This window comes from Nocardiopsis sp. MG754419, assembly GCF_018207095.1.
Lineage (GTDB): Bacteria > Actinomycetota > Actinomycetes > Streptosporangiales > Streptosporangiaceae > Nocardiopsis.
In genome coordinates this window covers 1-26976 of sequence record NZ_QOCZ01000070.1, presented here as the reverse complement: position 1 = coordinate 26976, position 26976 = coordinate 1, and the positions used below count along the sequence as shown (strand labels likewise).

Here is a 26976-nt window from a genome sequence, read left to right as displayed (position 1 = left end):
GGAGGCCCCCGACCCCACCCCGCCCACCAGGGTGAGCGGTTCCTCTCCCAGTTCCTTGCGGATGCGCCGGGCCACCGCCCGGTAGCCCAACCCGTGGATGACGTCGTGGTACTGACGCATCCAGTGGTAGTGGGGGTGGGCGCGCAGCACCTCCTGGACCCGGCGGACCCTCCGGTTCTGGTCCAGCCCCAGGTCGTCGGAGGGCGGCATCTGCTCCAGGGTCGCGCCCAGCACGGCCAGCTGCAGGCGCAGAGGTCGGTCGATGGTGGTGGAACCGATGATGTGACAACGCAGCCCGTAGCGGTGGGCGGCCAGTGCCAACCCGTAGGCGTAGATGCCGCTGGAGCTGTCCATGAGGGTGTCACCGGGGCGGATCGCCCCGGTCTCCAGCAGGTGGCGCACCGCCGCGAGGGCGGACGCCACCTTCATCGACTCGAAGCGCAGGCAGGCCAGGCCGTCGCCCAGGTCGATCAGATCAGGTCGGGCGATGGCATCGGAAACGTGGTGGTCCAAGATCGCTCCCCGGTGTTCAGGGTGGTTCTCGTGACGGTGGAGAAGACGCGGGTGGGGGTGAGCCCCTCCCAGCCCAGACGGTCGACGGCCGCGTCGATGCGGGCGCGCAGATCGGTCTCGGCGGCGTCGAAGAGAAGGCCGGCGACGTTGCCGCTGTGCGCCACCTGGATACCGACCGCCCCGCAGGAGCGGGCGGCCTCTCGCAGGGTGCCGAGCTCGTCCTTGGGCAGCACCCGCTGGTTGAGGATGGCGCTCTCGGTGCAGACGCGACCGAGCCCGGCGGCGTCGTTCTCGGCGATGGCGGTGCGCAGCGCGGCACGCAGCCTTTCGTAGACGGCGATGTCCCCCGCCCGTGCGGTACCCCGCAGGGCGAGGGTGTCGACAGGGTGACCGGAACCGGTCAGGCAGCCCACCACGGCCAGTTCGGGCAGGGCCGCGCCCAGCTCCTCCAGGACCCGGCCACGACGCTGGGCGAACAGCAGCGGTCGCTCACCGAACATGATCGGGTCGCTGGCGCCCTCGGCGGCCACCGCCACCTCCGCCACCACGTGCGGCGGCAGCTCCACCCCGAGCCCCGCGGACACGGCCCGCACCGCAGCGGTCACGTCACTGGTGGACGAGCCCATGCCGAGTCCGGGCACGGCCCCGCCGCGCACGCTGAGGTGGCCGCCCACCGGAACGAGCCCGCCCCGGCGGGCGCACGCCGTCACGGCGAGCTCCGCGGCGCGGGCCGCCTTGGCGCGGTCGGGCGGGTCCACCACGACGCGCCGGGGGGCGCGGGCGGAGAACGGGGTGAACACCGCGCGGGTGGCGGGTTCGGCCATGGGCAGGGTGACCAGGCCTCGGGTGGGTTCTCCCCGCCCGTCCAGGAAGATCCCCTGGAGTACCTCGCCGTGGTGGCAGGTGGCCTGTCCGGTTCCGAGGGTCACTCCTCGGCCTCCTCGCGATATCGGTAGAGCGTGGTCGGTTCTGCGCTGAACTGCGAGAACGGGAAGGGTTCGGCGGACAGCGCGGTGACGCCGGAGTCGAGGAAGGCACGGGCCACCGCGGCGCCGCTCTGGGCGTAGAGCACCAGGGGCAATCCACGTTCGCGACAGCGCTCCAGGATGCGGTCGAAGGAGCCGTTGCCCAGGGTCATGCCGGTGGCGACGACGGCGTCGGCCTCGGCGAGGACCTTCTCCATGTCGGGGTCGACCTCGTCGCCCCACTGGGTGCGGCGCAGGTTGAGGTCGCAGGGCAGGCACTCGCCGCCGCGTTCACGGATGGCGGCGACGAGGGGGTTGACGACACCGATGAGCGCCACGCGTCTGTTCTCGGGGTCGGGCAGCAGGCCGGCGATGGCGCGGTCGCGGGCCACGGCGCGTTCCTCAGGGGTGCCGTGGGGAAGGGTGACGGCCTCGGCGCGGGGATCGTCGCGGTGGGGTGCCGCCTGGGCGAGGTGGGCGTCCAGGGCGGCCACCCGGACCGGCGCGGGGCCGTCGAGCAGGTCGCGGAGCGGCCGCCCGGAGAGGTCGGCGCAGATCGCGGGGTCGAGTTCGCCGGCCTCGAAGGCGCAGGCGCCGAAGGCCCGCCCGATCCGGACCAGGACGTACTGGTTGAGGTAGGTGACGTCGCCTCCGGCCAGACGGGTGCCGTGGTGCACCCAGAACACGCTGGTGGCCACGGGCAGGTCGGGGGTGTCGAGCACGGAACGGCGAAGTGCGTCGAGGTCTCTCATCGGTCGGCCTCCCGGGTCAGGCGGAACAGATAGGTGAGGACGCCGTCGTCCCAGTCGTGCAGGTGGTGGATCCGCGGAGTGAAGCCGACGGTGAGGGCGTGGCCGATGATGTGGCGCAGGTCGGCGGTGTTGGAGGCGATGAGGAACACCTCTCCCCCGGGCGCCAGGAGGTCGCGTTCGGCGAGTTGGTCGAAGAACGCGTCGGTGACGGGGGTTCCGGCGCACACGTTGCGCACGATGTCGGGGTCCTGGCTCACCGGCCGACTGACGGCGGGCGGATTGAAGGTGACGACGTCCAGGGCGTGCACGCGGGCGGCCCCGCGTACTCCCGCCACGACGGCCTCCACCCCGAGCCCGACCCCCACCGCGGCGTAGGAGCGGCCGCGGACGTCGATGTCGTCGTCGAGGACACGCTGGTGGATCATCCGGCTGGTGGCGCCGGGCAGGAAGACGCCCGGGGGCACCTCGAAGTCCCAGCCGTTCCAGGCGTAGCTCCGGTGGGTGTGGAGGTCGACCTTGGGCCGGTTGAGCGCGACGATCCGGTCGGCGGGCAACGGCGGGGGCAGCCGGTCGAGAAGGGAGGGGTGCACTCGGGTCCTTTCGATGGGGGTGGAACGGACGTGGAGCGGTGGGTCGGGGGTGACCCGGTTTCTGAGGGGTGACTATAACGGTAATGAAAATCGTTGTCACGCACGGTCGGTTCATGAACACCGGACGCCCGCGCGCCCCCACGAGTCGTTCCCCTCGCCGTAGAGCCACGAACCCCCACGTAAGCCGACCCGTCGCCGCGGAAGGGGCGAGGAGTGACACTTCCACCCCGATCGACACCGGCACACCCCCGACCCGACCTCACGCGCGCATGCCGCGCACCGGAGCGGCGCACGGGCCGGAGCAGCACGAACACCGCGGGACCCGACGAGCGGGGAGACGCCGGAGCGGCGCGGAGTCCGCGGGGAATCGAGCGCGGCACACGAAGATGTGCGCAATTGATTATCGTTTTCACTAGAGTGGTGCGCGACCACACCCCCGAACGACCAGAGATGAGAGCTGCCCGTGTCCTCGACGATGACGCCGAACACGACCGGCGACCGGCGACCCACCCCACTCCTGCGACCGGACTTCCTCCGCCTGTGGTGCGCCACCACCGCGTCGGGACTGGCCACCTGGGCCATGCCGTTCATCCTCGGACTCGCCGTGCTGCACGGGTCCCTGAGCGCCGTCGGCCTCGGACTGGTCCTGGCGACCCGGACGGCCGGATTCCTCGTCGCCGTCCCCCTCGGCGGGCTGCTCGCCGACCGCCACTCACGACGCGGGGTGGTGCTGTGGTCCGGACTCGCCGCCGCCGTGGCCACTCCCGTCCTGGCCGCCGGACTGGGCACCTCCGTCACGCTCATGGCCGTGGCCGCCGCCGTGGTGGGTGTGGGTCAGGGCGCCTGTCGGCCCGCCTTCCAGGCCATGACCGCCGAGGTCGTGGCCGTCGAGGACCGCCAGCAGGCCAACGCCGCGCTGACCTTCTCCGTACGGGTGGTGACGCTGCTCGCCCCCGGACTCACCGCGCTGGCCGCCACCGTGACGGGCCCGGGGGTCCTGCTCCTGGTCACCGCCGGACTGTGGCTGGCGGCCGCCCTGCTGCCCCGCGGCGGGAGCGCCCTCCCGGGGACGGTGCGCGAGCGGGCGCCCTTCCACACGGAGTTCGTCGAAGGGCTGGTCGAGGCCCGGCGTCACCCCTGGTTCCTGGCCGGACTGGCCGCACTCACCACCGTCATCGCCCTGGGGTACTCGGCCACCAACGTGCTGCTGCCGCTGGTCAGCCGGGACCACTACGGCACCGAGGCGGTGCTGGCCGGGGCCCTGACCGCCTACACCGCAGGCGCCCTGGTCGGCGCACTGCTGATGGCCCGGTGGAAGCCCCGCGCGCAGGGCTGGTGGGCGCTGTTCGGCCTGGGTCTGTACGCCCTGGCCCCGCTGAGCCTGGCGTTCCCCGTCGGGGCCGTCGTGGTGTTCGCCGCCTACGCCGTGGTCGGTCTGGGCGTGGAACTCTTCAACGTCCCGTGGTTCACCGCCGCCCAGCGCGAGGTCGCCCCGGACAAGCTCGCGCGGGTGTCCTCGCTCGACTTCCTGTTCGCCTACGGGTTCGCGCCCGTGGGACTGGCGCTCATCGCCCCGGCCGCGCAGGCGTTCGGACCGGAGGCGGTGTTGCTGGGCACCGCCGTGCTGTGCGCGGTGGTACCGGCGCTGGCCGCCCTCGCACCGGGCGCCCGCGACTTCCGGACCCGGCACGGGCGTGGCTGAGCCCGTGCCGGGTGGGGATCACGCCGGCAGGCTCACAGGCTCTCCTCGTGCCGATCCACCGTCCACTTGCGCAACTGTTCGCTCGGGGTGATCCCCAACCCCGGTCGGCCGGACAGGTGCATGCGACCGTCGGCGATCTCCAGGTGCTCCTCGAACAGGGGGTCCAGCCACTCGAAGTGCTCCACCCACGGTTCGTGCCGGTAGGCGGCGGCGAGGTGGACGTGGATCTCCATGGCGAAGTGCGGCGCCAACTGCAGGTGGTTCCGGTCGGCCATGGCCAGCACCTTGAGGAACTGGGTGATACCGCCGATGCGGGGCGCGTCGGGCTGGACGATGTCCGCGCCGCCGTGCCTGATCAGTTCGGCGTGCTCGGCGACACTGGTGAGCATCTCACCCGTGGCGATGGGGGTGTCGAAGGTCTCGGCCAACCGGCCGTGACCGGCGAAGTCGTGGGCGTCGAGGGGCTCCTCGATCCACACGAGGCCGAAGGGTTCCAGGGCCCGGCACATCCGTCGCGCCTCGGCCCGCGACCACTGTTGGTTGGCGTCGACCATGAGCGGGAAACCGTCGCCCAGGTGCGCGCGCACCGCCTCCACCCGGGCCAGGTCCCGGGCGCTGTCGGGATGGCCGACCTTGATCTTGATCCCGCCGATGCCGCGCTCCAGGGAGGCGGTCGCGTTGTCCAGGACCTCCTCGGTGGAGGCGTGCAGGAACCCGCCCGAGGTGTTGTAGCAGCGCACCGAGTCACGGTGGCTGCCCAGGAGTTTGGCGAGCGGGAGCCCGGCCCGCTTGGCCTTGAGGTCCCACAGGGCGATGTCGAACGGGGCGATGGCCTGGGTGGACAGACCACCCCGACCCACCGAGGCCCCGGCCCAGACGAGTTTGTCCCAGATCTTCTCGATGTCGCTCGGGTCCTCGCCCATGAGGGCGGGGGCGACCTCCCGAGCGTGCGCGAACTGCCCCGGGCCGCCGGCGCGCTTGGAGTACCCGAAGCCGATGCCCTCGTGACCGGCCTCGGTGGTGATCTCCTGGAACGGGTCGCGTCGTCCGACCCCTCCCCGGTGGCGACGGATGTTCCCGACGAACAGGGGCAGGGGGCGGTGGAACCACCGACCGGCGGCCCCGAGAGTGCGCAGGGCGACGGCGCGACGCCCAGGGCCGACCTGGTCGAGACCCTCGCCCCCACCGATGTCGTGCTGGAGGACACCGGCCACACCGTGTTGGTGACGTGGACCGACAACACCGATCCGGCCGCCGACCACCAGGTGATCGGTGGTCCCGCGGGGGAGACACCGGGCAACCTCGCCGCCGCCGAGCCCGGTTCCGGACAGGCCAGGGTCAGTGGCCTCGAACCGGACCGCGAGTACTGCTTCGTCGTCATCGCCGTACTCAGCGTGGACGAGATCGCCCCCTCGGAGCAGGCGTGCACGGAGCGAGCGGACACCGCCTGAGCACATCGGAGGGACCCCGCGTGGGAGACCGGGCTGAGCGGTGCGGGCCGGCGAGCGGCGGCGGGACCGGTCCGGTGGTTGCCTCGCACCGGGGGAATTGTCGGGGAATTGGCGCTCCGGCCCCCGTTTTCACGGAAACACTTTGAGGGGTGTTGCCCCCCGTACTCGGCCGTAGCCGCGACCCTTGAAGGAGAGGTAGGTCCCGCCAGAGCGTGGCCAGGTCTCCCCTCCAGGAGGTGCGGTGCCATGGGAGGCACGCGGAACGGCCCCGACCCGGAGGAACCCGAGCGGCCGGGCCCCGGCCCGAACCAGGGTGACGGGTCGGAGCGCGGTGATGGGCCGGGGCAGGGCCATGACGCATCGCGGGGACACGGACCGCCGGAGGGTGACGACGTACCACGGGAGCAGGGGCCCACCCAGGGCCCAGGGCCGCCGCAGGGCCAGGGGCCTCCCCAGGAGCGTGGATCGGCCCCGGAGCGTGAGCCACGAGAGGGGCACGGCCCCCCGCAGGGTCATGGACCCCAGGAGGGCCACGGCCCTCCGCCGGGCTATGGGCCCCGCCAAGGCCACGGATATCCACCGGGCCAGGGCCCACCACCGCCGGCTCCCGCGGCGAGGAAACGGCGCAAGTGGCCGTGGATCCTGCTCGCGGTCGCCGTCCTTCTCGTGCTGCTGTACGCGTGCACCGCGGCCATCGTCGGCACCGACACCACGTCCGGCGAGGGTGGAGCGGGCACCCAGGAGGAGCGCACCGAGGACGTGGCGGTCGGCGAGGTCGGAACGGTGGGGCAGTGGGAGGTCACCGTCGAGAGTGTGGAGACCACCGACACCTTCGACGACGGGGGCACCGAACAGGTCCCGCAGGGGGAGTTCCTGGTCGTGACGATGACCGTGCTCAACAGCGGCGACGAGGCCACCATCTTCGACGAGAGCGGGGTGACCGTCGTCGACTCCGACGGGAACACGCACATGGCGAGCGGACAGACGGGCGAACAGAGTCTCTTCCTCGAACAGATCAACCCCGGGAACTCGGTCACCGGAGAGGTCGTCTTCGACGTTCCCGAAGGGACCGACGCGACCACGTTGCAGGTCGAGGACGTCATCTCACTGGAGGACACCCTGAAGGTCCGGTTGGACTGACACCGAGCACCAGGGCCCGGGCGGCGCCTGGACGGAACCGGAGCCCCGCACGTGGACGGCCCTGGTGCGGGGCTCCGTTCAGGGGCGTGTCCGGACCTCAGTGGCCTCGGTCGATCCACTCCTGTAGGTGCGGGGCCTCCGCGCCGATGGTCGTGGAGTCGCCGTGACCGGTGTTGACCACCGTGTCCTGCGGCAACGTCAGCAGCCGATCACGGATCGAGTCCAGGATGGTCGGGAAGTCCGAGTAGGACCGTCCCGTCGCCCCCGGGCCGCCCTGGAACAGGGTGTCGCCGCTGAACAGCACACCCGACTCCGCCGCGTACAGGCACACCGCGCCCGGTGCGTGACCCGGGGTGTGGATCACGCGCAGTTCCGTGCCGGCGACCTTCACGGACCCGCCGTCGGCGAGTTCGCCGTCCGGGGCCCGATCCGGGTGGGTCATGTCCCACAGCACCCGGTCATCCGGGTGCAGCAGGATCGGCGCCCCGGTCGCGTCGGCCACCGCCGGAGCGGCGTTGACGTGGTCGTTGTGCCCGTGCGTGCACACCACCGCCACCACGCGGCGTCCGGCCACCGCCGCGATGATCGCCTCTGCGTCGTGCGGGGCGTCGACGACTACGACCTCCTCGTCGTCGCCGAACAGCCAGACGTTGTTGTCCACCTCCCAGGAACCGCCGTCCAGGGCGAAGACCCCGGACGTGGTCAGATGTTCCACTCGCGCGTCACTCACAGTCGCACCACCGATCGCAGAACGTCGCCGCGCTCCATGCGGGCGAAGGCCTCTTCGACGTCACCGATACCGATCTCCTCGGTGACGAATCCGTCCAGGTCCAGCCTGCCCTGGGTGTAGAGGTCGATGAGCATCGGGAAGTCCCGCGAGGGAAGACAGTCCCCGTACCAGCTCGACTTCAGTGACCCGCCGCGGCCGAACACGTCCAACAGCGGCAGCTCCAGCCGCATCTCCGGAGTGGGCACGCCCACCAGCACCACGGTGCCGGCCAGGTCACGGGCGTAGAAGGCCTGTTCGTAGGTCCGTGGGATCCCGACGGCGTCGATCACCACGTCGGCGCCGAAACCGCCGGTGAGCTCCCGGATCGCCTCGACCGGGTCCGTCCGGGAGGCGTTGACGGTGTGGGTGGCGCCGAAGCCGCGCGCCCACTCCAGCTTGCGGTCCTCCAGGTCGACGGCGATGATCCGGTTCGCCCCGGCCAGACGCGCACCGGCCACCGCCGCGCTGCCCACGCCACCACAGCCGAGCACCGCCACCGAGTCGCCCCGGGTGACGCCGCCGGTGTTGACGGCGGCGCCGATCCCCGCCATGATCCCGCAGCCGAGCAGCCCCGCCGCCGCGGGAGAGGCGGCCGGATCCACCTTGGTGCACTGTCCGGCGGCCACCAGGGTCTTCTCCGCGAACGCGCCGATACCCAGGGCCGGCGACAGCTCGGTGCCGTCCAGCAGGGTCATCTTCTGCTCGGCGTTGTGGGTGTCGAAACAGTATTGGGGGCGGCCCCGGGCGCAGGCCCGGCACTGTCCGCACACGGCCCGCCAGTTCAGGACGACGTAGTCACCCGGTTCGAGCCCCGTGACGCCCTCGCCCACCGACTCCACGGTCCCGGCCGCCTCGTGGCCGAGCAGGAAGGGGAACTCGTCGTTGATGCCGCCCTCGCGGTAGTGCAGGTCGGTGTGGCAGACCCCGCACGCCTGGATCCGCACCACCGCCTCACCCGGCCCGGGATCGGGAACGACGATGGTGGTGAGTTCCACCGGCGCTCCCTTGGCCCGAGAGATGACACCTTGCACTTGTTGGGACATGCGGACTCCGTCTCCAGGTCGGTGGGTGACACGGTACGCGTCACCCACGGGCAGGCATTCCCCACAGGCCCCACGGGTATCCGGCCTGAACGGTGCCGCGTGGGTCACGTGCCGAGGAATGCGAGCAGGGCGGCGGTCAACCGGGCCGGCGCGTCCAACTGCACGAGATGGCCCGCACCGTCGAGCGGGCGGGTGACCACACCCGGGATCATCGTGGCGAGGTCACGGAAACGCTCCGGTGGGATCCACGCGTCCGCCTCTCCCCAGGTGAGCAGCACCGGTAGGTCCAGCTCGCCGTAGGAGTCCTGGATCTCGTCGGTGTGCGCCTGATCCGCCTGTCGGATCTGTCGGTAGAACGCCGGCTGCCCCTCCGGGCCCAGCCACGGCGCCACCAGCGCCTCCAGGGTGTGCGGCATCAGACCGGTGGCGCTCGCCGAACGCACGTACTCGGTGACCAGGGCGCGGTGCAGTGCCGCGGGCAGTTGCTCGAACACCTCGGTGTGGCCCCCCACCAGACGGAAGAACGGCGATCCCCACGGGGCCACCGCCACCGGGCCGACCAGGGCCAATCGGGAGTAGGGGACGTGATGCAGCAGGTGGGCGCGGAGAGCCACCGCGCCACCGAAGTCGTGCGCCACCACCCGCGGCCGGTCCAGTCCCCAATGCGCGAGCAGCGCGGCGAACACCCGGCCCTGCGCGGCCAGGGACACGTGTTGCCCGGTGCGCTGTTCCGAGGCGCCGTACCCGGGCATGTCCCACGTGTACACCCGGTACCGGTCGGCCAGGGCCGGGGCGATCTCACGCCACACGTAGGAGGAGAACGGGGTCCCGTGCGACAGCACCACGGGCTCTCCCGAGCCGATCACGTTCCAGCGCACCGCGCCCTCAGCGGAGGCGAACACCTCGGTCTGCCCCTGATCCACCATGTCCGGTTCCCTTCCGACGTTCGTCGAGGGCTTCGAGGGTAACCACGGCCGATGACGGAACCGGGGACGCGGAGACCGCGGTCCCGCCCGGGTGACGGGTGACGGGTGACGGGTGACGGGTGACGGGTGACGGGTGACGGGGCAGCGGCGACACCGTCGCGGCGCACGGGACGGGGCGGCCACCACGACGGGGGCCGCCCCTCACGATCGTGTCGCGTGCGGGTCGGGCACGACGATGAACGGGGAATCGTCGTGGCGCGTGTCAGCGGGTGAAGTCGTCCGCGCCCCGGCCGGGACCGTGGAAGAACTCGCGCTGCGGCTCGTCCTCCGGGACGGGCGGGTAGGTGGGCGCGTCCTCGGTCGACACCCTGGCCGTGCCGATCTCCATGCCCTGGGCGACCATCAGGCCGCTCACCGCGTTGCGCAGGTCCGGCAGCATCGCGTAGAGCGTGTCACCCGGGCATGCGGTGGCGTTGAAGTCGCGGTGGCCGAGGATGGCCTGCTGTGGGTCGAGCCCGTAGGCGCCGCACAGCCAGGCGAGGGTCTCGACGAGCTTGTCGGTGAGCGCCTGGGTGGGACCCACGTCCATGTAGGTGCCCTCGTTCTCGATGCCCACGCACGTGCTGTTGTTGTTGGCCACGTGCGCGCCCACACAGTGGCTGCCCTCACGGACGGCGGGGACGGCGCGGTCACGGCCCTCCATGAGGTGGCCGCCGCGGCTGATGGTGAACTGCTGGCCCGCGTCCGACCAGCCGTTGGAGTCCATGTGAAAGCTCTGGATCGATCTCGACAGGGCCAGGGCATGGGCCTCGGAGTAGTCGGTGCTGTTGGCGGTCGCGGTGTGGTGGACCACCACGTAGGTGGGCGGGGTCGCCAGAACCTGGATGGGGCTCGACGGGGGGCGTGCGTTCCAGTCGGCGCGGAAGTACATCGCCGGCTCGGCCGCGGCCGTCCGTGTCTCGGCGTGCGCGACGGCGGTACCGGCGCCTCCGAGCAGGACGGCACCGGACGCGGCGGCGGCTCCCTGGAGGAGTGTGCGGCGGGCGGGTCCGTGGTGCTGGCACATACGGGGGATCCCTTCCGAGGTGGGGGTGGTTACTTGCCAGTTCACAACTCACCATGGATCACTCCCGTTACGCAAAGGGTGACATGAAAATTTCTTTTGTCCGCAACCGGTCACTTCGTCAACCTTTTACACCCCTTCTCAAAATGTGTGTCTTGAGGTAGGCGTGCGCCTTTTGGGGCTCATGTTACGCATGGTCATCGGGGGTGTGGGGCGCACGGAAAACGGGTCACGAAAGGTATCGTGACCCGTTCGGAATTCCGTTCCTGGAAGGGCATGGGATGTGCCCGGCGAGAAGATCCCCCGGTGCGGTGCGGTGCGGTGCGGTGCGGTGCGGTGCGGTGCGGTGCGGTGCGGTGCGGTGCCGTTCATGGCGGGCGCATCGGCGCGGCGCCATGCGGGGCGGGGCCGAAGCGGTCCGGTGCGGTGCGTGGTCCCCCGTGTTCGGCGCACCGGCGCTCGGAAGGCTCAGAGGGCGTGTCGAAGGGGCCGGGCCCCGTCGCGTGACGGGGGCGTGCCCGGAACCATCGCGTGCCAGGTCAGGCCACCGGCGTGGGCTCCCGAGCGGCCTCGACCCGGGCGGGGTCCAGGCGTCCGGTGCGGTGCAGCCACCAGTCCGCCGGTAGTGTGCCGAGCGGGGGCACCGAGGCGGCCAGGGCGACCAGGGTCGGCCAGACCCCCCAGCGGAGTCGGTAGGCCGCGAGCAGGGCGAGCGCCACGTACACCATGAACGCGCCCCCGTGCAGGGGGCCGAAGATCTGTACGCCCAGTTCACTGCCGCTGCCCAGGTACTTGACGTACATGCCGGCCAACAGGCCGGCCCAGGTGAAGGCCTCGACAACGGCCACCACACGGAAGGCCCGTGCGGTCAGGGACGTGAAGTTCAACGTGGTTCCTCGGGTTCGTGACGCGGTCGCGGCGGTCTCGGGGGCGGCCTTCCACAGGCTAAATCACCTCGCCGACCGGCCCACATCGGGGTGGGTGACGAGCCGTTCGTCCCTCCGGGGCGCACCCCGGACGCCGCGGGTCGGCGACGCGATGCCAACCTCATGGGTGCAGCCGGGTCGCGCCGCTCCCGAAGGGACACGGGCTCGTGCGCGACGCGGCCCGCGAGGTCGACGGTCACCGGCGTCGGGGTACCTTCGGCCTCCACCACCACGAGGAGGACGCTGACGAGTGATCGAGATACGCACGCGGTTCCCCGTCGATGACGAGGAATTGTCCCGTCTGCACGCCGAGGCGTTCGACCGCCGGTACGCGCTCACCCCCTGGGCCGAGCGCCTGGCGCGCCACAGCCGTTCCTGGGCGGGCGTCTTCGCCGCGGGTCACCTGGTCGGGTTCGTGCACGCGGTCTGGGACGGCGGCGAGCACGCCTTCCTTTTGGACGCCGTTGTGACCCCGGCGCTCCAAGGGCGGGGCTTCGGCCGTCGCGTGGTCGCGGCCCTGATCGAGGACCTGCGGGAGCGGGACATCACGTGGGTGCACGTGGACTTCGAGCCCCACCTGGAGGCCTTCTACCGCCAGGCCTGCGGCTTCGGCCCTACACACGCCGGGCTGCTCCGACTGCGCGCGGATCCGGACTGAGGCCCCGGGCACGCGGGGGCACGCCCACCACCACGGGTCGAGAGGGACCGATCACGCGCGAAGGGTCGGGGGCTCCCGTGGCGGGGGCACGGAACGGTGGGGAGGAGCGCGCGTCGCACGGTGTCCCACCCCTCATCTTCCGGGGCGTTCCGGGCGGACTCGCACGGCGGCGCGCGTCGTGATCGCTCCGTATCGACGAAGGTGCGACCATGCCGACATCCACCACCGCACCCGAGGAGAGCGCATCGTCGACGACCGACCCCTGTGGTTGTTCGGGGACCAACTGGGCAGGCACTTCCACAGCACCCCCGAACTCCGCGACCGTCCGATCCTGCTGATCGAGTCCGAGCACGCCCTCCGGTACCGGCCGATCCACCGGCACAAGGCGCACCTGGTGCTGGCCGCGATGCGGTCGCTGGCCGAGGAACTGGGCGACCGCGCGACCCTGGTGCGCGCCCCCACCTACCGTGAGGGGCTGCGCCGTTTCGGCCGCAGGGTCGACGTGCACGAACCCTGCTCGCACAACGCGCGCGACCTCGTGGAGCGGTTGGAGACGGAGGGGTGGGTGGGGGAGGTCCTGCCCACCGCCGGCTTCGTGCTCCCGCGCGCCGACTTCGCCCGATGGGCCGAGAACCGTTCGCGGTTCCTCATGGAGGACTTCTACCGCGACCAGCGTCGCAGGTTCGGCGTCCTCCTCGAACCCGACGGTGAGCCGGTGGGCGGGCGGTGGAACTTCGACGCGCAGAACCGCGAGGGGCCGCCCCAACACGCCACGACGCTCGGGGTGCCGGCGCCCTGGCGTCCCCGGGAGAAGAGCGTCGACGACGAGGTCAGGCGCGATCTCGACCGGATGCGCGATGACGGGGCCGCGTTCATCGGCAGGGACGGCCCCCGCCTCTTCGCGATCGGACACGACGAGGCACAGCGGGCGCTGCGCAGGTTCCTCGACGAACGGCTGCCGACCTTCGGCACCCACCAGGACGCGATGCTGCGCGACGACTGGTCCATGTCGCACGCCCTGCTCTCGGTCCCCCTCAACCTCGGTCTCCTCGACCCACTGGCGGTCGTGCGGGCCGCGGAGCGCAGGTACCGGGAAGGGGAGTCGCCCCTGGCCGCCACGGAGGGGTTCGTCCGGCAGGTCCTCGGCTGGCGGGAGTGGACCTGGCACCTGTACTGGCACCTGGGGCGCGGGTACGAGCGCCGCAACCACTTCCGGGCGCGCACCCCACTGCCGCGCTGGTGGTGGGAACTCGACGCGGACGGGACCGAGGCGGAGTGTCTGCGCCAGACCATGATCGGTGTCCGGGATCGCGGCTACGCGCACCACATCCAGCGGCTCATGGTGCTCGGCAACCACGCGCTCCAGCGCGGGTACCGCCCGGCCGAGCTCAGCGCCTGGTTCGCCACCGCCTTCGTCGACGGCTTCCCCTGGGTGATGGCCACCAACGTGATCGGGATGAGTCAGTACGCCGACGGTGGGGTCGTGGCCACCAAGCCCTACGCCTCCGGTGGCGCCTACATCAACCGGATGAGCGACCACTGCGGTTCCTGCGTCTTCGACCCGAAAGTGCGGGTGGGGGAGAACGCCTGCCCCTTCACCGCCGGGTACTGGGCCTGGATGCACCGGAACGCGGGGGCGCTCGCGGGCAACCACCGCATGCGGCGACCGCTGGCGTCGATGCGCCGGCTCTCCGATCTGGAGGCGGTCGTCGAGCAGGAGCGGCACCGGGACCTTTGAACGGGTCCGAGGGGCCCGACATCGCAGGGACCGGTGCCCCCTCTCACCTGCACGGGCACGCGTGCACCGTGGTGCGACGCGTGGGTGTCGTGCCGCCCCGCGCGGGGCCCGACCGACACGGATTCTCGAATCCGACCCCGGGCCCTGGAATAGGGGTGGGGGTGAGTCCGTTACACGGTGCGGGTCGGCGCGGTAGAAAGTGTCCCCCGGGCTCTAAACACAGCCTTCAGGGAATACCGCACCGTCAGGTGGCAGGAGCCTTGTTGTGCCATCCGCCGTGAGGCGACCGCCGCGTCGACCCCTCGCACATGAGGCAGGCCCCGTCCGAACGTTCGGACGGGGCCTGCCTCATGCGCGGAGCCTCCGTTGCGACCGGAACCGGAGCGCCGGCGCTGCCCGGCCCGGACACGGCGAGGGCCCACCGGAACGCTCCGGTGGGCCCTGGCACCTGTGGTCCTACGCGCCCTGGTTCTGGTGGGCCTCGACCGCCGCGATGATGCGCGGACGCATCTCGGCGGCGCTGATCACCGCGTCCACCGACCCCACCTCGACGGCCCGCTGGATGCTGTGCACCCGGTCGAACTCCGCGGCCACCTCGCCCAGCTTCTCCGAACGCACCGAGGCGCGCACCTCCTTGAGCTCGGCGGCCAGGGGGGCCCGGTCGGTGCCCGTCGTCTGGCCCAGACGCGTCTCCAGGTCCTTCACCCTGGGGTCGGCCGAGGTCCGGTTGTCGACCTCACCGGAGAAGACCACCGCGGCGGCCGGGGCGCCGCCCAGCACCGACGCGAACGATCCCTCCAACGCCAACACCGTCATGTTGGGGTTGAGCGCCTTGGAGAACACCACGAACGCGCCACCGTGGTATCGGGAGATCACGCAGAACACGATGGGGCCGCGGAAGTTCACGATGGCCCGGCCGATCTCCGCGCCGTACTCCAGCTGCACCTTGCGCATGGACTCGGGGGACCCGTCGAAGCCCGACAGGTTGGCCAGGACCACCAGCGGACGGTTGCCGCTGGCCGCGTTGATCGCCCGCGCCGCCTTCTTCGACGACTGCGGGAACAGGGTGCCCGCGGTGTAGGTGTCGGGACCGTCCGCCGGGGGGAAACCGCGTCGCTGCACCGACCGCGACTCGATGCCCAACAGGCACACGGGCACCCCGCCCAGGTGCACGTCCTGCACCGCCGCGGTGTCGGCGTCGGCCATGCCCGCCCAGCGCTCCAGCACCGGGTGGTCCTGGTCGGCCAGCGCCCGCATCACGGTCCTGATGTCGAACGGCTTCTTGCGGTCGGGGTTGGCCGCGGACGAGAAGATCTCGCCGACGGTCGTGAAGTCGCTGCCCTCCACCACGTGCGGGAAGTCGGAGACGTCCCGGTCGACCGGGTCGGCGGTGATCGCGCGGCGCGGCGCGACCTCACCGGGGGCGACGTAGGTGTGGTCGTAGTGACCCATGAGGATGTCGCGGGCGGCGATGAGGTTGGGCGCCCAGTACTGGGCCTGGCCGTTGGGGCCCATCACCCGGTCGTAACCGCCGATGCCGTGGTTGTCCTCGGCCGACACACCGCCGGAGAAGTCCAGCGACTGCTTGCCGGTGAGCACCATGGCCGAGTCCGGCGTCATCACCAGGATGCCCTTGGTGTGCATGAGCATCGTCGCTTCGGCGTTCCAGTACGGCTGCGCGCCGACGTTGATGCCCGCCACGATGATGTTGATCTCGCCGCCGTCCTGGGTGAACTCCACGATGCGCTTGAGCGCCGCGGCCACCCAGTCCATGTTCTCGGTACCCGACTCCATGGAGATCCGGGCGCCCGCGGACAGGGCGTACCACTCCAGCGGCACCCCCGTGCGCTCGGCCAGGTCCAGTGCCGCGATGACACGACGGCACTCGGCCTCGGACAGCGCGCCCAGCGACTTGGTGGGGTCGCCCAGCAGCACCACGCGGCTCATGCCCTCGGGGTGTCGCTGGGTCTTCGTGGTGATCACACCGGCGACGATCGCCGCGCTGTTACGGCCCTTGGGGCGGTCGACCGGGACCAGCGCGTGGTTCTCGTCCAGGTCGTGCTCGACGAAGTCGCCGAGCAGTTCGGTGAGCTCGTAGGGGTACACGGTGTTGCGGCTGCCGGCGCGCAGCACCTTCTGCCGGTAGTCGTCGATCGGCTCGACCGGCTCGGTGGACGGGTCGCCGATGGCCAGACCGGGGGTGCCGGTGGCGTCGAAGGGCACCCGCACGGCCGTCTTGATCAGCTCGCCGGTCGCGGCGTCGCGGCGGCGGGCGATGAAGAGCATCTCCTCCAGACCGGCACCGGCCACCGTGGGCAGCACCCGTCGGCCGATGGCCTGGATCTCCTCGTCGGTGACACCGACCGGCGGCCACACGTACATGACGATGCGGTTCGTGTTGAACCGCTTCTTGGCCGGCCGACCGGCCTGGGCGCGACGGATCGAGTCCAGGCAGCTGGCGATGGTGTTCTCGGCGGTGGGCAGCGAGATGAGACGGCCCTCGTGGTCGCGCAGCTCGGTCAGGTCCCGGAGCTGGGTGAAGGCGACCAACCGGTCGTCGGAGGGGTTGTCCTGGGCCACGGCCCGGAACAGGTAGACCTCCTCGTCCGCGGAGGGCAGGCGGGTCAGGTCGAACCGGTTCCACCGCTCCATCTGCATGCGCTCCGCGATGTGCGGGTGCAGGCCCCGGATCAGGCGGTCCTCCTCCAGGAGCCCACCGTCGGAGGGACGGAACGTGAAGTGGTGGTGCATGACCGCGCCGTCCCGACCGGCGACGGTGGTGGTCAGGCGACGCACCCCCGCGGGCATTGGGTGCAGGTTGACGGCCTTGTGCAGGGCGGCCGCCATGGCCTCGAAGTCCTCGGGCTGCTTCTCCCAGGCCAGGTACAGGTCGGCGTACACGGGAAGGTCGCTTCCGGCGTGCTCGGCCAGGCCGCGCACGGCGTCGCCCAGGTGCTCGAAGCCCACCGCGGCCGAGACCAGACGCACACCGGCGCGCTCGGCCACCACGTACGTGCAGTCGGCCCCGTGCACGGCGCGCACGTCGGTGAGTCCCTTGTTGCCGTAGTAGCGGCGGTTCAGCACCTCCAGCAGGACGGTGTTGTCCCGGTCCTCACGGACCAGCCGCTGACCGAGCAGCCGCACCAGCGGTTCGGTGGTGCGCACCATGGCGGCGACGCGCTCGGCGCGCTCGGGGGAGTCGGGGTTCTCGTCCAGGTGACGCAGGTGGCGGCGGACCTCGGCGTAGACCTCGGCGCGGTGGCGACGCAGCATCGGCTGACCGAACCACGCGAACACCAGACCCCGTGCCAGGTCGGCCACGGCCGGGAAACGCACCTGGGTGGCGGCCACGAGCCGCTCCAGGGCCAGGCCGGTGGGCTCGCGCATCTCGGCGTTGGGCGGAGCCTCCCGCAGCCAGACGCGCAGCAGGCCGGCGATGAGTCGCGCGTCGACCGCGGCGCGCTGCTGGGCGAGGAAGACGCGGAAGACCGCGGCCTCCAGCTCGGGGGTGCGCTCCAGGTCGGTGACACCGTAGTGGGCCAGGGCCCGGGCCAGCCTGGCCTGGAAGGTCGCGGGCAGACCCGCCCGCTCCACGTCCAGGCTCTGCAGGTAGGTGTGCAGGTACTCGCGGGGGCTGTGGACGTGGGTGTCGCTGACGTCGTCCTCACCCGCGGGCCGGTTACGGCTCAGCTCCGCGAGGTCGGCGAACACGTCGAGCAGGGAGAGCTCGGCCTCTAGCGGACGCTGCCCGGCCTCCACGGCCTCACGTCGGGCCGCGAGGTAGTCGTCGAGCACCCGCTGCTCGTCGAGCGGGTCGGGGTCGAAGCCGAGCAGCAGACCGCGCAGATCTTCCCGGCCGCGCGTGATCCGCTCGGTGGTGGGCACCGTCCGGGCAGGCTCGGGCAGGTCGAGTTCGACCGGCGCGTCCGTGGTCTCCTCGGATTCCTCCCCGTCGGCCAGCGGCTCCAGACGCAGGAGCGGGGCACCGGTCTCCACCTGGCCGCCCACGGTGACCGCGGACTCCTTCAGACGGGCGCGGAACGGTGCGCGCAGCACCGTCTCCATCTTCATGCTCTCCAGCACCAGCACGGGGGCGCCGGCCTCGACCTCGGCACCGACCTCCACCGGGGTGGCGACCACCAGCGCCGGGGTGGGCGAACGCAGCACGCCGCCCTCGTCCAGGCTGACCCGGTGCGCCACACCGTCGACCTCGACCAGGTGGACCGGGCCGTGCGTGCCGGTGAGCAGGTGGTAGCGGGAACCGTTGACGGTGATGCGGCCACTGTGCCGGTCGAAACGCTCCAGCTCCACGTCGGCGCTGCGCGTGAGCTCACCGGCCTCCACGGCCACCCGGAACCGGTCGGCGCCTCGACGCGCGACCCGCACCCGGTAACCCACACCGCGCAGCTTCAGGTCGAGCGGGCGACCGCTCTCGTGCTGCACCTGGGGGCGACCGCCGAACGCGGTGGACAGCAGCCGCTGCCGCTCGACCCGCTCTTCTTCCTCGTAGGCCTCGATGGCGGCGGCCGCCAGGGCCACCGCGGAGTGCCGGTGCGCGACCAGGTCGCCCTCGGCGCGCACCCGGTCGATCCACCCGGTGTCGGCGGAGGCGTCGATCACCTCGGGTCGGTCCAACAGGTCCAGCACGAAGCTCTTGTTGGTGGCGCCGCCCTCGATGATGACGGTGGTCTCGCGCATCGCCCGACGCAGGCGTGCCATCGCCTGCTCGCGGTCGCGACCGTAGGCGATGATCTTGGCGATCATGGAGTCGAAGTCGGCGGGGATGGTGTCGCCCTCGGCCACACCGGTGTCCACGCGGATACCGGGGCCGGCGGGCAGGTCCAGACGGGCGATGCGGCCGGGGGAGGGGGCGAAGTCGCGGTCGGGGTCCTCGGCGTTGAGCCGTGCCTCCACGGCGTGCCCACGCTCGGCCGGGGGCTCACCGTCGAGGGTGCCGCCGGCGGCCACGTGCAGCTGGGCGCGGACCAGGTCGAACCCGGTCGTGGCCTCGGTGATGGGGTGCTCGACCTGGAGTCGGGTGTTGACCTCCAAGAACGCGAACAGCTTCTCCCCGGGGTGGTACAGGAACTCCACCGTGGCCGCGCCGCGGTAGCCCACCGCGACGGCCAGCCGCTCGGCGGAGGTCTTGAGCTCGTCGGTCTGCTCCGGGCTCAGCAGCGGCGACGCGGACTCCTCGATGACCTTCTGGTTGCGCCGCTGCACCGAGCAGTCGCGCACCCCCAGCGCCCACGCGGTTCCCTGACCGTCCGCGATCACCTGGACCTCGACGTGGCGGGCGCCGGTCACCAGGCGCTCCAGGAACACGATGCCGCTGCCGAAGGCGCGCGCGGCCTCCTGGCTGGTGCGCTCGTAGGCGTCGGCGAGGTCCTCACCGTTGGTGACGACGCGGATGCCGCGTCCACCACCGCCCGCGGTGGCCTTGAGCATCAGCGGGTAGCCGATCCGCTCACCCGCGGCCAGGGCCTCCTCGAGGGTCTCCACGGGGCCGCGGCTCCACGGAGCGACGGGGACACCGACCTCCTCGGCGATGAGCTTGGCGCCGATCTTGTCGCCGAGCTTGCGCATCGCGTCGGGGGAGGGGCCGACGAAGGTGACGCCGATGCGTTCGCAGAGTTCGGCGAAGGCCGGATCCTCGGCGACGAATCCCCAACCGACCCAGGCGGCGTCGGCGCCCGACTCCACCAGGGCGCGCTCCAACACCTCCATGTTCAGGTAGGGGCGTGCGGCTGCGGGACCGAGGTCGTAGGCCAGGTCGGCCTCGCGCACGAACGCGGCCGTGCGGTCGACGTCGGTGTGCAGCGCGACGGTCTCGATCGGTGTCCCGCTCTCCGCGGCGATGTCACGGGCGGCGTGGATGAGCCGCATGGCGGCCTCACCACGGTTCACGATGGCGACACGACTGAACACCCGAATGAGCCCTTCTGTAAGACCAATGATGTGCGCGCGGCGACAAAGGCGGCCCCGGCAGTCTCCACCTTCTCGTCTGAGCGCGCGCGACGCCATGACGCACCCAACGCATCTTGGGGGGGTTGAGTTGTGGGAAACGACCAAAAAGGACCCGTGCCCCGGTGTCGCCGACCGGGCGCGGAGCCTGTGGGCGTGTTCTCGCCCACATCGGGGCCCGAGGGCGTCTGTGGCGATCCCACAAGTCCGGGGGTGCGGCGCCGGCGAACGTCCCGTCTTCGTGAGCCGGGGCTCGCCGGAAGGACAGGCGGTACGCACCCCTCGGGGCATGGAAACTCGAGTTAGGTTAGTCTAACCTGGCCAGGGGTCGACCTCCCCGTTCGCGGGAGTGCTCGGCCGCACGCACAGACCCTTCCCATCACGCCGATCGAGGACGCCCCCTCCCGATCACCCGTACCCCGAGGAGGCACTCCATGGCCGAACAGCTCGCCGCCTTCCGCCCCGTCCACCCCCGCGCCGCCTCGGTCCGCACCCTGGCCGTCCAGGCGACCTCCCGTCCCTTCCCCGGGTTCGCCCGGGTCACGCTGCGCAGCACCGGCGACGGTTTCGAGGACGACTTCGAGTACCTGGGCTTCGACCACTGGTTCCGGCTCTTCCTGACCGCGCCCGACGGCACCCTCGACCTGCCGATGGGCGGCGCGGAGGGCTGGTACTCCCGTCTACTGGACATCGAGGAATCGCACCGTCCGGTGGTGCGCAACTACACCATCCGCGACGCCCGCCGCGTGGGCGAGGCATGGGAACTGGACGTGGACTTCGTCATCCACCGCGACACCACCACCGGTGAGGTCGACGGACGGGCCGCCCGCTGGGCCCTGGACGCGCGCCCGGGCGACCGGGTCGGGATGCTCGACCAAGGGCGCATCTTCAACGTCGAGGGCCATACCGGCCCGCTCCTGGTGGTCGCCGACGAGAGCGGACTGCCCGGGATCGAGGGCATCGCCCGCTCCCTGGCCGGTGCGCCCTGTGACTACGTCCTGGAGGTGCCCGACGCCGCGGACCGCCGCGAACTGTCCGGCGCCGATCCCGTCTGGACCGTACGCGTGGCGGGTGAGGACGCCGGAGAAGGGGTCCTGGAGCACCTGCGCTCGCGGGTCATCACCCCCGACACCCGCCTGTACGTCGTCGGTGAGGCCTCCTTCGTCCTGGCCGCGCGCTCCCTGGCGCTGAACTCCGGTGTTCCCAAGGACAACGTCCAGTTCTGTGCCTACTGGCGTGTGGGCCGCCGCGCCAAGCGGAACTGACCGCGTTCCGGGGCCGTTCGCGTACGTGCTCTGAGAGGCCGGTGAGCGGTCGGCCCCTGCTCGGTGGGGGGATGACGCCAACGACCGCGCCCACCGGCCCGCGCGTCGGCCCGCCGCGCTCTTGGCGGTGGCCCTCCTCGGACAGGCCGCCGCGCAGGCCCTCACCGCCGTCCAGAGCGGTCGGGTCTCCCCGGCGGGCCGCCCGTGCCGCGCAGGCCGAGGAAGCCCCCTTCGGGCGGCTACCGAGTGTGTCCGTCGAACAATGGCCCGGGCCGGCTCCGGCCTGCTCGGCGCACCTCCGGTCCTGGCCACCGTGACCGCGGTGGGCCGCCGACCCCCGCGTCCACTGATGTCGGTCCCCTGTCCGGGGCGTCGCTCGGTATGGGCACCGCCGTGGTCATGGCGGGGGACGCCTTCCTCGGTCTCGGCGTGGGCCGGTAGTTGTGCCACGGCCTGCTCGGCCTGCTCGGCCTGCTCGGCCTCGGGGCGCCGGCGCTCATGGTCGCCACGACCGTCCCCTTCCTCCACGGCGGGGAACGCGTGTCCGGAGAGTCGGACCGGTCTTCGCGGCCCGACCCCCGTCCCGCCCGCGCCGTGGGTTCGCCCCGCGCGGCGGTCCTCCTCGTTCCTCCCGCGTGGGTCCGCGTTCCGGCGCTCCCCGTTCTTCCCGTGCGCGGTCGTGCGCCCCGCATCTCTCGCGGCTCCGAGGTCCCTTTCGGGCCGAGGAGACCGGTCCCGATCCATCTCAGCACCCGACCGGCGACGAAAGAATGTGATTCGGTGCATTCAGTGCGTCGTTGCACTGAGTGCACCATCCTCCCTATTCTGGACTCATGGCAGAACAGCGGCGCCCACCGGCCGATCGGCGTGAGGCCCTCAAGGCTCGGCACCGGCGCGCCATCATCGACGCCGCCGCCGAACTCATGACCGAGATCGGCGGCACCGACTTCACCGTCGACCAGCTCGCCGCACGCGCCGACGTCTCCCGCCGCACCGTCTTCAACCACTTCAAGACGGTCGACGACATCACCCTCGAGGTGTTCCGCGAGATGCTCGGCGTCGTCCTCGACAACGTCGACGCCAACCTCGGCGCGGCCGACGGCCGTACGTCGATGTTCGACCGGGTCGCCGCCGCCCTGCGCGTCACCGACCTGGTCACCCCGATCACCGAGCTCACGCGCATCTTCCACGACGAGGACGAGGACGGCCGGCCCACGCAGATCCTCGACCTGGGCTACCGGGCCCTCGATCCGCGCCAGGCCGTGCTCTTCGAGCGCGCCATCACCGACCTGGGCACCAGGATCGCGGCCACCACCCTGCGCCACCACCCCTCGGCCGACCCCCTGGAGGTCGACCTGATGTGCGGCGCGCTCGTGGGTGGAGCGTTGGCCGTGGTACGCCACTGGGCCAGTACCACCGGTGGCGTCGACAGCCCCGAGTCCCGTCGCGTCTGGGACACGCTGCTCGACCGCATGATCGCCACCTACCGCGACGGCTTCGGCGCCCTGGGCTCCGACGCCTCCTGAGCGCTTCTGCTCACCACACCCACCACTCCTGCGGAAGAACCATGGCTGAACTTCTCTATCGACTCGGGCGTGCCTCGGCACGGCGCGCCCGCACCGTCATCGCTCTCTGGCTCGCCCTGCTGGTGGCGGCCGGCGGTGCCTTCTTCCTCTTCTCAGGAGAGTTGGAGGACGGCTTCTCCATCCCCGGCACCCCGACCGACCAGGTGAACCAGCGCCTCAAGTCCGAGTTCGAGGGCATGGGCGGCGGCGCCGGCACCATCGTCTACCAGACCGAGGACGGCGAGGCCTTCACCGAGGCGCAAGAGGGGGCCATCGCCGAACGCATCGAACGCGCCGCCGAGGTCGACGGGGTCGAGGCCGTCGTGGATCCGTTCGCCACCGAGGCCGAACGTGCCGACCAGGCCGAACTCCTGGCGGACGGGCGTGAGCAGATCGACGACGCCCGGGCCGAGGCCGAGGCCGGGCAGGAGGAACTCGACGAGAACCGCGCCCAGGCCGAGGCCGGCGGGATGCTCGACCAGTTCGAGGAGGCCCTCGACGCGGGGCAGGACGAGCTCGACCAGGGCGTCGAGAGGCTGGACGCCGAGGAGGAACAGCTCGAACAGGGCGAGGCCCTGATGGAGATCGCCTCCGGTCTCGGCACGGTCTCCGACGACGGCTCCACCGCGCTGGTGATGGTCACCTTCACCGCCGCGCAGGAGGAGGTCGCCCAGGAGACCCGCGACGCCGTCATCTCCGCCTTCGACGACGAGCCGGTGCCCGGCACCACCGTGGAGTTCGCCGACGACATCGCGATGGAGCTGCCCAGCCTGGTCAGCAAGGCCGAGATCATCGGTGTGGTCGTCGCCGGCATCGTGCTCGTGATCATGCTCGGCACCTTCGTCGGCGCCGGGTTGCCGATCCTCACCGCCTTGATCGGCGTGGGCATCGCCACCCTGATCACCATGTCGCTGTCCGGTGTCCTGGCGATCGCCGACATCACCCCGATCCTGGGGTTGATGCTCGGACTGGCCGTGGGCATCGACTACGCCCTGTTCATCGTCAACCGGCATCGACGCCAGCTCAAGCAGGGCCTGGATCTCACCGAGTCGATCGGTCTGGCCAACGGGACGGCCGGCAACGCCGTGGTGTTCGCCGGTGCCACCGTGCTCATCGCCCTGCTCGGCCTGAACCTCACCGGTATCGGCTTCCTGGGCCTGATGGGCAGCGTCGGTGCGATCGCCATCGCCATCGCCGTGTTCGTGGCCATCACGCTCATTCCGGCGCTGCTGCGGCTGGTGGGCGCCCGCATCCTGTCCAAGCGCGAACGCTCCCGGCTGGACGCGTCCTCCGACGGCAGCACGCCCGACCACCACGTCGACGTCAAGCCGATGACGCACGTGGGAGCGCTCGGTCGGGCGGCCATCGCCATCATCGTTCTCGGTGTCATCGCCCTGCCCGCCCTCGACCTGCGTCAGGGCCTGCCGGACGGCTCCTCGCAGTCGGTCGACTCCACCCAGTTCCGCGCCTACACCGCCATCACCGACAACTTCGGTGAAGGGCAGAACGGCCCGCTCCTGGTCACCGCCGACCTGCCCGGCGGTCCCACCGACGCCGAGGCGGACGACAACGCCGAGCAGTACCAGTTCGAGGTCGCCGACGCGATCCACGCCCTGGAGGACGTTGAGGCGGTGGCCCCCATCGGGATCTCCGACGACGGGACGCTGGCCATCTTCCAGGTCGAGCCCACGGAGGGGCCCTCCAGCGAGTCCACCGAGGCGCTGGTGCACAAGCTCCGCGACATGGAGCCCATCCACGGCGAGGCGCCGCTCGGCGTCGCCGGCATGGCCAGCGGCAACATCGACATCTCCGAGCAGATCGCCGGTGCCCTGCCGACCTACCTGACCGTGGTCGTGGGTCTGTCCCTGGTCATCCTGCTGCTGGTGTTCCGGTCGATCTTCGTGCCGGTCGTGGCCACACTCGGGTTCATCCTGTCCTACTTCGCCGCCCTGGGCGGTGTGGTCGCCGTCTACCAGTGGGGCTGGTTCGGTGGTCTGCTCGGCCTGGAGAACCCGGGACCGGTACTGAGCTTCCTGCCCACGATCATGGTGGGCATCCTGTTCGGCCTGGCGATGGACTACATGCTCTTCATCGGTACGGGCATGCGTGAGGCCTACGTGCACGGAGCGCCGGCGCGCCTGGCGGTGGTCCAGGGCTTCCGAGCCGGTCGGGCCGTCGTCACCGCCGCCGCGATCATCATGATCTCGGTGTTCGGCGGCTTCATCTTCTCCGAGATGGTGATGATCAGCTCCGTGGGCTTCGGTCTCGCCTTCGGTGTGCTGCTCGACGCGTTCATCGTGCGCATGCTGCTCATCCCGGCGGTGATGCACTTGGCCGGTGACGCCGCCTGGTGGCTGCCCCGGTGGTTGGAGCGTCTGCTGCCCGACATCGACGTGGAGGGTTCGTCGTTGGAGAGGGACCACCTCCGGAAGGCGGAGGCCACGGAGACGTCGGCCGCCTCCGACGAGGTCGGAACCGACCCGGGTGTCTCCTCGGGTCGCCACTGACCCTCACTTCAGGGCCCGGCACGGGTGCCCCGGCGACACGTCGGCGCGCCCGTGCCGGGCCCTCGTCATGGCATCGGGGCCGGCCGCGTTCCGAGCGCGGTCCTCCCACCAGCGGGGTGCCGAAGGGGTGGATACGTCCGGTGTGCGCGGCCGGAACGCGCCGGCCGACCGGCGACGCCGCCGGTGTGCGTGGTGGTCCCCCTCGTCACCGTGCCGGTGGCCCGTTCCCGGTCGGGGCCCGACGGACGTGACGCGGGAGGCGACGTCCTCCCCGTCGCGTGGTGGCCGACGCCACGGAGGCCAAGGGAGCCGTGCTCGGGCGCGACACCCGTCCGGTGACGAAGGTGGCCGGTTCCTCGGGCACGCGTCGTTCGGTGGTACCCCGGTCACACACAGCAGGCGATCCCGCTACAGTGATCGGCGTGCAGAAACCGGTCAACCCCCTCCGGGGCACGCTGTCATGGCTGGGCTACGTCGTGCATCGCCACAAACCCCTGGCGTTGTCGTTGTCCGGTCTCCTCGTCGCGTTCGGCACCATTCTCTCGGGAATCGAGATCTGGTGGGGTGTGCCGCCCATTTGTGCGGGGGTGATCATCCCCGCGCTCGACCTCTGGTGGGAACGCCGCAGCGAGAACAACAACGAACTCACCTCGGCCCGCGAGAAGGTGCTGGAAGAGGCGCTGGCGCCCCTTCTGGAACTGGCCGCCACCGCCACCTTCCGGCCCCGGGAGAAGAGGATCGAGACCGCCGAGGCCGCCGCCATGCGGGTGGCCGGTGATCTCCGCGCCGCGTTCGCCTCGGTCCCCGAGGTGCGCGCCGTCGTGTTCGTGGTCTCCACCGACGGGCTCCGGATGGAACCCCGTTTCCCCGCCGGGCGCCCCGACCGTCCCCGTGACTTCGTGCGCGGGACGGAACGCGGTGACCAGGCCTTCCGTATCCTCGACGAGCTGCCGGGCCGTTTCATCATCGTCGAGGACCTGCGGAGCGAGGGCGCCGACACCCCTTACTGGGCGGGCACGGGCGCGCACTACAACACCTTCATCGCGGCGCCGATCCGTTCCACCGAGCACGCGTTCGGGATGGTCACCATCGACGCCCCCCAACCCGGAAGCCTCGACCACCAGCACGGATCCACGATCGCATTGTTCGCCGCCGCACTGGGTATATTGTTCGCGGAAGCGGCCCGAGGCGCGACCGGTGGTCCCGGTCCCGACAAGAGAAATGGTCGTGATGGGAAAGATCAAGTTGACCAGACCCCGAGAGAACTACCTCGCCCAGAAGACGGAAACGCCCGAGGAGAAGCTCCAGAGAGCCCTTGAGGAAGTGCGTTCCGAACGCCGTCGGCGCGACCGCGCGCTGATGCGCTCGACCGGCGAGGTCCGCCCCGCCTGACCCCGCACCCGCCCCGGTGACGTGGACGCCTCTCTCCAGGGGAGGGC

Annotated in this window: 20 protein-coding genes; 9 read left to right on the top strand and 11 right to left on the bottom strand. The window is 71.3% G+C overall.

From position 1 onward, the window contains the following. The 4 genes from DSY14_RS15200 to DSY14_RS15185 form a co-directional block, all read right to left on the bottom strand. The coding region (locus tag DSY14_RS15200) for a pyridoxal-phosphate dependent enzyme (protein ID WP_211717212.1) at window positions 1-513 on the bottom strand (513 nt) is incomplete at its 3' end. Further along, entirely contained in the window at window positions 471-1442 is a 972-nt protein-coding gene (locus tag DSY14_RS15195) for a GHMP kinase (RefSeq protein ID WP_211717211.1), read from the bottom strand. The genes DSY14_RS15195 and DSY14_RS15200, both read right to left, overlap by 43 nt. Then, window positions 1439-2230, bottom strand: coding sequence for a Rossmann-like domain-containing protein (locus tag DSY14_RS15190; protein ID WP_211717210.1), 792 nt, complete (start codon window positions 2228-2230; stop codon window positions 1439-1441). The genes DSY14_RS15195 and DSY14_RS15190 overlap by 4 nt, the downstream gene beginning before the upstream one ends. Continuing rightward, window positions 2227-2820 (bottom strand): methyltransferase, encoded by a 594-nt coding sequence (locus DSY14_RS15185; RefSeq protein WP_211717209.1) that lies wholly within the window; start codon window positions 2818-2820, stop codon window positions 2227-2229. The genes DSY14_RS15190 and DSY14_RS15185 overlap by 4 nt, the downstream gene beginning before the upstream one ends. A 475-nt stretch (window positions 2821-3295) precedes the next feature. Between DSY14_RS15185 and DSY14_RS15180 the strand changes: the two genes are divergently transcribed. Then, a complete protein-coding gene (locus DSY14_RS15180; protein ID WP_211717216.1) occupies window positions 3296-4522 on the top strand; it encodes an MFS transporter in 1227 nt (408 codons plus the stop codon). A 32-nt stretch (window positions 4523-4554) separates the two neighbouring features. Here the strand turns inward: DSY14_RS15180 and DSY14_RS15175 are convergent, their stop codons facing one another. After that, on the bottom strand, window positions 4555-5736 hold the full coding sequence (locus tag DSY14_RS15175; RefSeq protein WP_307851235.1) for a mandelate racemase/muconate lactonizing enzyme family protein: 1182 nt from the start codon (window positions 5734-5736) through the stop codon (window positions 4555-4557). On the opposite strand from DSY14_RS15175, the gene DSY14_RS15170 reads away from it, so the two are divergent. After that, entirely contained in the window at window positions 5716-5973 is a 258-nt protein-coding gene (locus tag DSY14_RS15170) for a fibronectin type III domain-containing protein (protein ID WP_211717208.1), read from the top strand. The two genes, DSY14_RS15175 and DSY14_RS15170, sit on opposite strands and share 21 nt — an antisense overlap. Window positions 5974-6639: 666 nt before the next feature. Then, window positions 6640-7113 (top strand): DUF4352 domain-containing protein, encoded by a 474-nt coding sequence (locus tag DSY14_RS15165; RefSeq protein ID WP_307851234.1) that lies wholly within the window; start codon window positions 6640-6642, stop codon window positions 7111-7113. A gap of 97 nt (window positions 7114-7210) precedes the next feature. Here the strand turns inward: DSY14_RS15165 and DSY14_RS15160 are convergent, their stop codons facing one another. The 5 genes from DSY14_RS15160 to DSY14_RS15140 all read right to left on the bottom strand — a co-directional run bounded on the left by DSY14_RS15160 (window position 7211) and on the right by DSY14_RS15140 (window position 11801). After that, entirely contained in the window at window positions 7211-7843 is a 633-nt protein-coding gene (locus DSY14_RS15160) for an MBL fold metallo-hydrolase (RefSeq protein ID WP_211717207.1), read from the bottom strand. After that, the gene (locus DSY14_RS15155; RefSeq protein WP_211717206.1) at window positions 7840-8925 is read right to left on the bottom strand and encodes an S-(hydroxymethyl)mycothiol dehydrogenase; all 1086 of its coding nucleotides are present in this window, start codon (window positions 8923-8925) and stop codon (window positions 7840-7842) included. The genes DSY14_RS15160 and DSY14_RS15155 overlap by 4 nt, the downstream gene beginning before the upstream one ends. 104 nt (window positions 8926-9029) lie before the next feature. Further along, window positions 9030-9851 (bottom strand): alpha/beta fold hydrolase, encoded by an 822-nt coding sequence (locus tag DSY14_RS15150; protein WP_211717205.1) that lies wholly within the window; start codon window positions 9849-9851, stop codon window positions 9030-9032. Window positions 9852-10113: 262 nt separating this feature from the next. Next, the gene (locus tag DSY14_RS15145; protein WP_211717204.1) at window positions 10114-10917 is read right to left on the bottom strand and encodes a peptidoglycan recognition family protein; all 804 of its coding nucleotides are present in this window, start codon (window positions 10915-10917) and stop codon (window positions 10114-10116) included. Window positions 10918-11453: 536 nt separating this feature from the next. Beyond that, window positions 11454-11801 (bottom strand): DUF3817 domain-containing protein, encoded by a 348-nt coding sequence (locus DSY14_RS15140; protein ID WP_211717203.1) that lies wholly within the window; start codon window positions 11799-11801, stop codon window positions 11454-11456. 289 nt (window positions 11802-12090) lie between these two features. Between DSY14_RS15140 and DSY14_RS15135 the strand changes: the two genes are divergently transcribed. Together DSY14_RS15135 and DSY14_RS15130 are read left to right on the top strand one after the other, a co-directional pair. Continuing rightward, complete coding sequence (locus tag DSY14_RS15135; RefSeq protein ID WP_307851233.1) at window positions 12091-12498, top strand: GNAT family N-acetyltransferase; 408 nt, start codon at window positions 12091-12093, stop codon at window positions 12496-12498. Between the two features lie 178 nt (window positions 12499-12676). Next, the gene (locus tag DSY14_RS15130) at window positions 12677-14236 is read left to right on the top strand and encodes a cryptochrome/photolyase family protein (RefSeq protein WP_211717202.1); all 1560 of its coding nucleotides are present in this window, start codon (window positions 12677-12679) and stop codon (window positions 14234-14236) included. A 456-nt stretch (window positions 14237-14692) separates the two neighbouring features. Here DSY14_RS15130 and DSY14_RS15125 read toward each other — a convergent pair whose 3' ends face one another. Next, window positions 14693-20164, bottom strand: a complete 5472-nt coding sequence (locus DSY14_RS15125; RefSeq protein ID WP_211717201.1) for a carboxyl transferase domain-containing protein — start codon at window positions 20162-20164, stop codon at window positions 14693-14695. Window positions 20165-20634: 470 nt separating this feature from the next. Here DSY14_RS15125 and DSY14_RS15120 point away from each other — a divergent pair, with 470 nt between their 5' ends. The 4 genes from DSY14_RS15120 to DSY14_RS15105 all read left to right on the top strand — a co-directional run bounded on the left by DSY14_RS15120 (window position 20635) and on the right by DSY14_RS15105 (window position 26856). Continuing rightward, window positions 20635-21465 carry a siderophore-interacting protein gene (locus tag DSY14_RS15120; protein ID WP_211717200.1) on the top strand — a complete coding sequence of 277 codons (831 nt, stop codon included), beginning with the start codon at window positions 20635-20637 and terminating at the stop codon, window positions 21463-21465. A gap of 833 nt (window positions 21466-22298) precedes the next feature. Further along, window positions 22299-22991: a TetR/AcrR family transcriptional regulator gene (locus DSY14_RS15115; RefSeq protein ID WP_211717199.1), complete on the top strand. Its 693-nt coding sequence runs from the start codon at window positions 22299-22301 to the stop codon at window positions 22989-22991. Between the two features lie 41 nt (window positions 22992-23032). Further along, on the top strand, window positions 23033-25537 hold the full coding sequence (locus DSY14_RS15110) for an MMPL family transporter (protein ID WP_211717198.1): 2505 nt from the start codon (window positions 23033-23035) through the stop codon (window positions 25535-25537). Window positions 25538-25959: 422 nt separating this feature from the next. Further along, window positions 25960-26856 carry a GAF domain-containing protein gene (locus tag DSY14_RS15105; RefSeq protein ID WP_211717197.1) on the top strand — a complete coding sequence of 299 codons (897 nt, stop codon included), beginning with the start codon at window positions 25960-25962 and terminating at the stop codon, window positions 26854-26856. Window positions 26857-26976: the final 120 nt, after the last annotated feature.

Excerpts from the sequence above, each read along its gene's own strand:
- DSY14_RS15190 (WP_211717210.1), bottom strand. The coding sequence starts at position 2,230 with ATGAGAGACCTCGACGCACTTCGCCGTTCCGTGCTCGACACCCCCGAC.
- DSY14_RS15150 (WP_211717205.1), bottom strand. The coding sequence starts at position 9,851 with ATGGTGGATCAGGGGCAGACCGAGGTGTTCGCCTCCGCTGAGGGCGCG.
- DSY14_RS15145 (WP_211717204.1), bottom strand. The coding sequence starts at position 10,917 with ATGTGCCAGCACCACGGACCCGCCCGCCGCACACTCCTCCAGGGAGCC.
- DSY14_RS15155 (WP_211717206.1), bottom strand. The coding sequence starts at position 8,925 with ATGTCCCAACAAGTGCAAGGTGTCATCTCTCGGGCCAAGGGAGCGCCG.
- DSY14_RS15110 (WP_211717198.1), top strand. The coding sequence starts at position 23,033 with ATGGCTGAACTTCTCTATCGACTCGGGCGTGCCTCGGCACGGCGCGCC.
- DSY14_RS15115 (WP_211717199.1), top strand. The coding sequence starts at position 22,299 with ATGGCAGAACAGCGGCGCCCACCGGCCGATCGGCGTGAGGCCCTCAAG.
- DSY14_RS15180 (WP_211717216.1), top strand. The coding sequence starts at position 3,296 with ATGACGCCGAACACGACCGGCGACCGGCGACCCACCCCACTCCTGCGA.
- DSY14_RS15120 (WP_211717200.1), top strand. The coding sequence starts at position 20,635 with ATGGCCGAACAGCTCGCCGCCTTCCGCCCCGTCCACCCCCGCGCCGCC.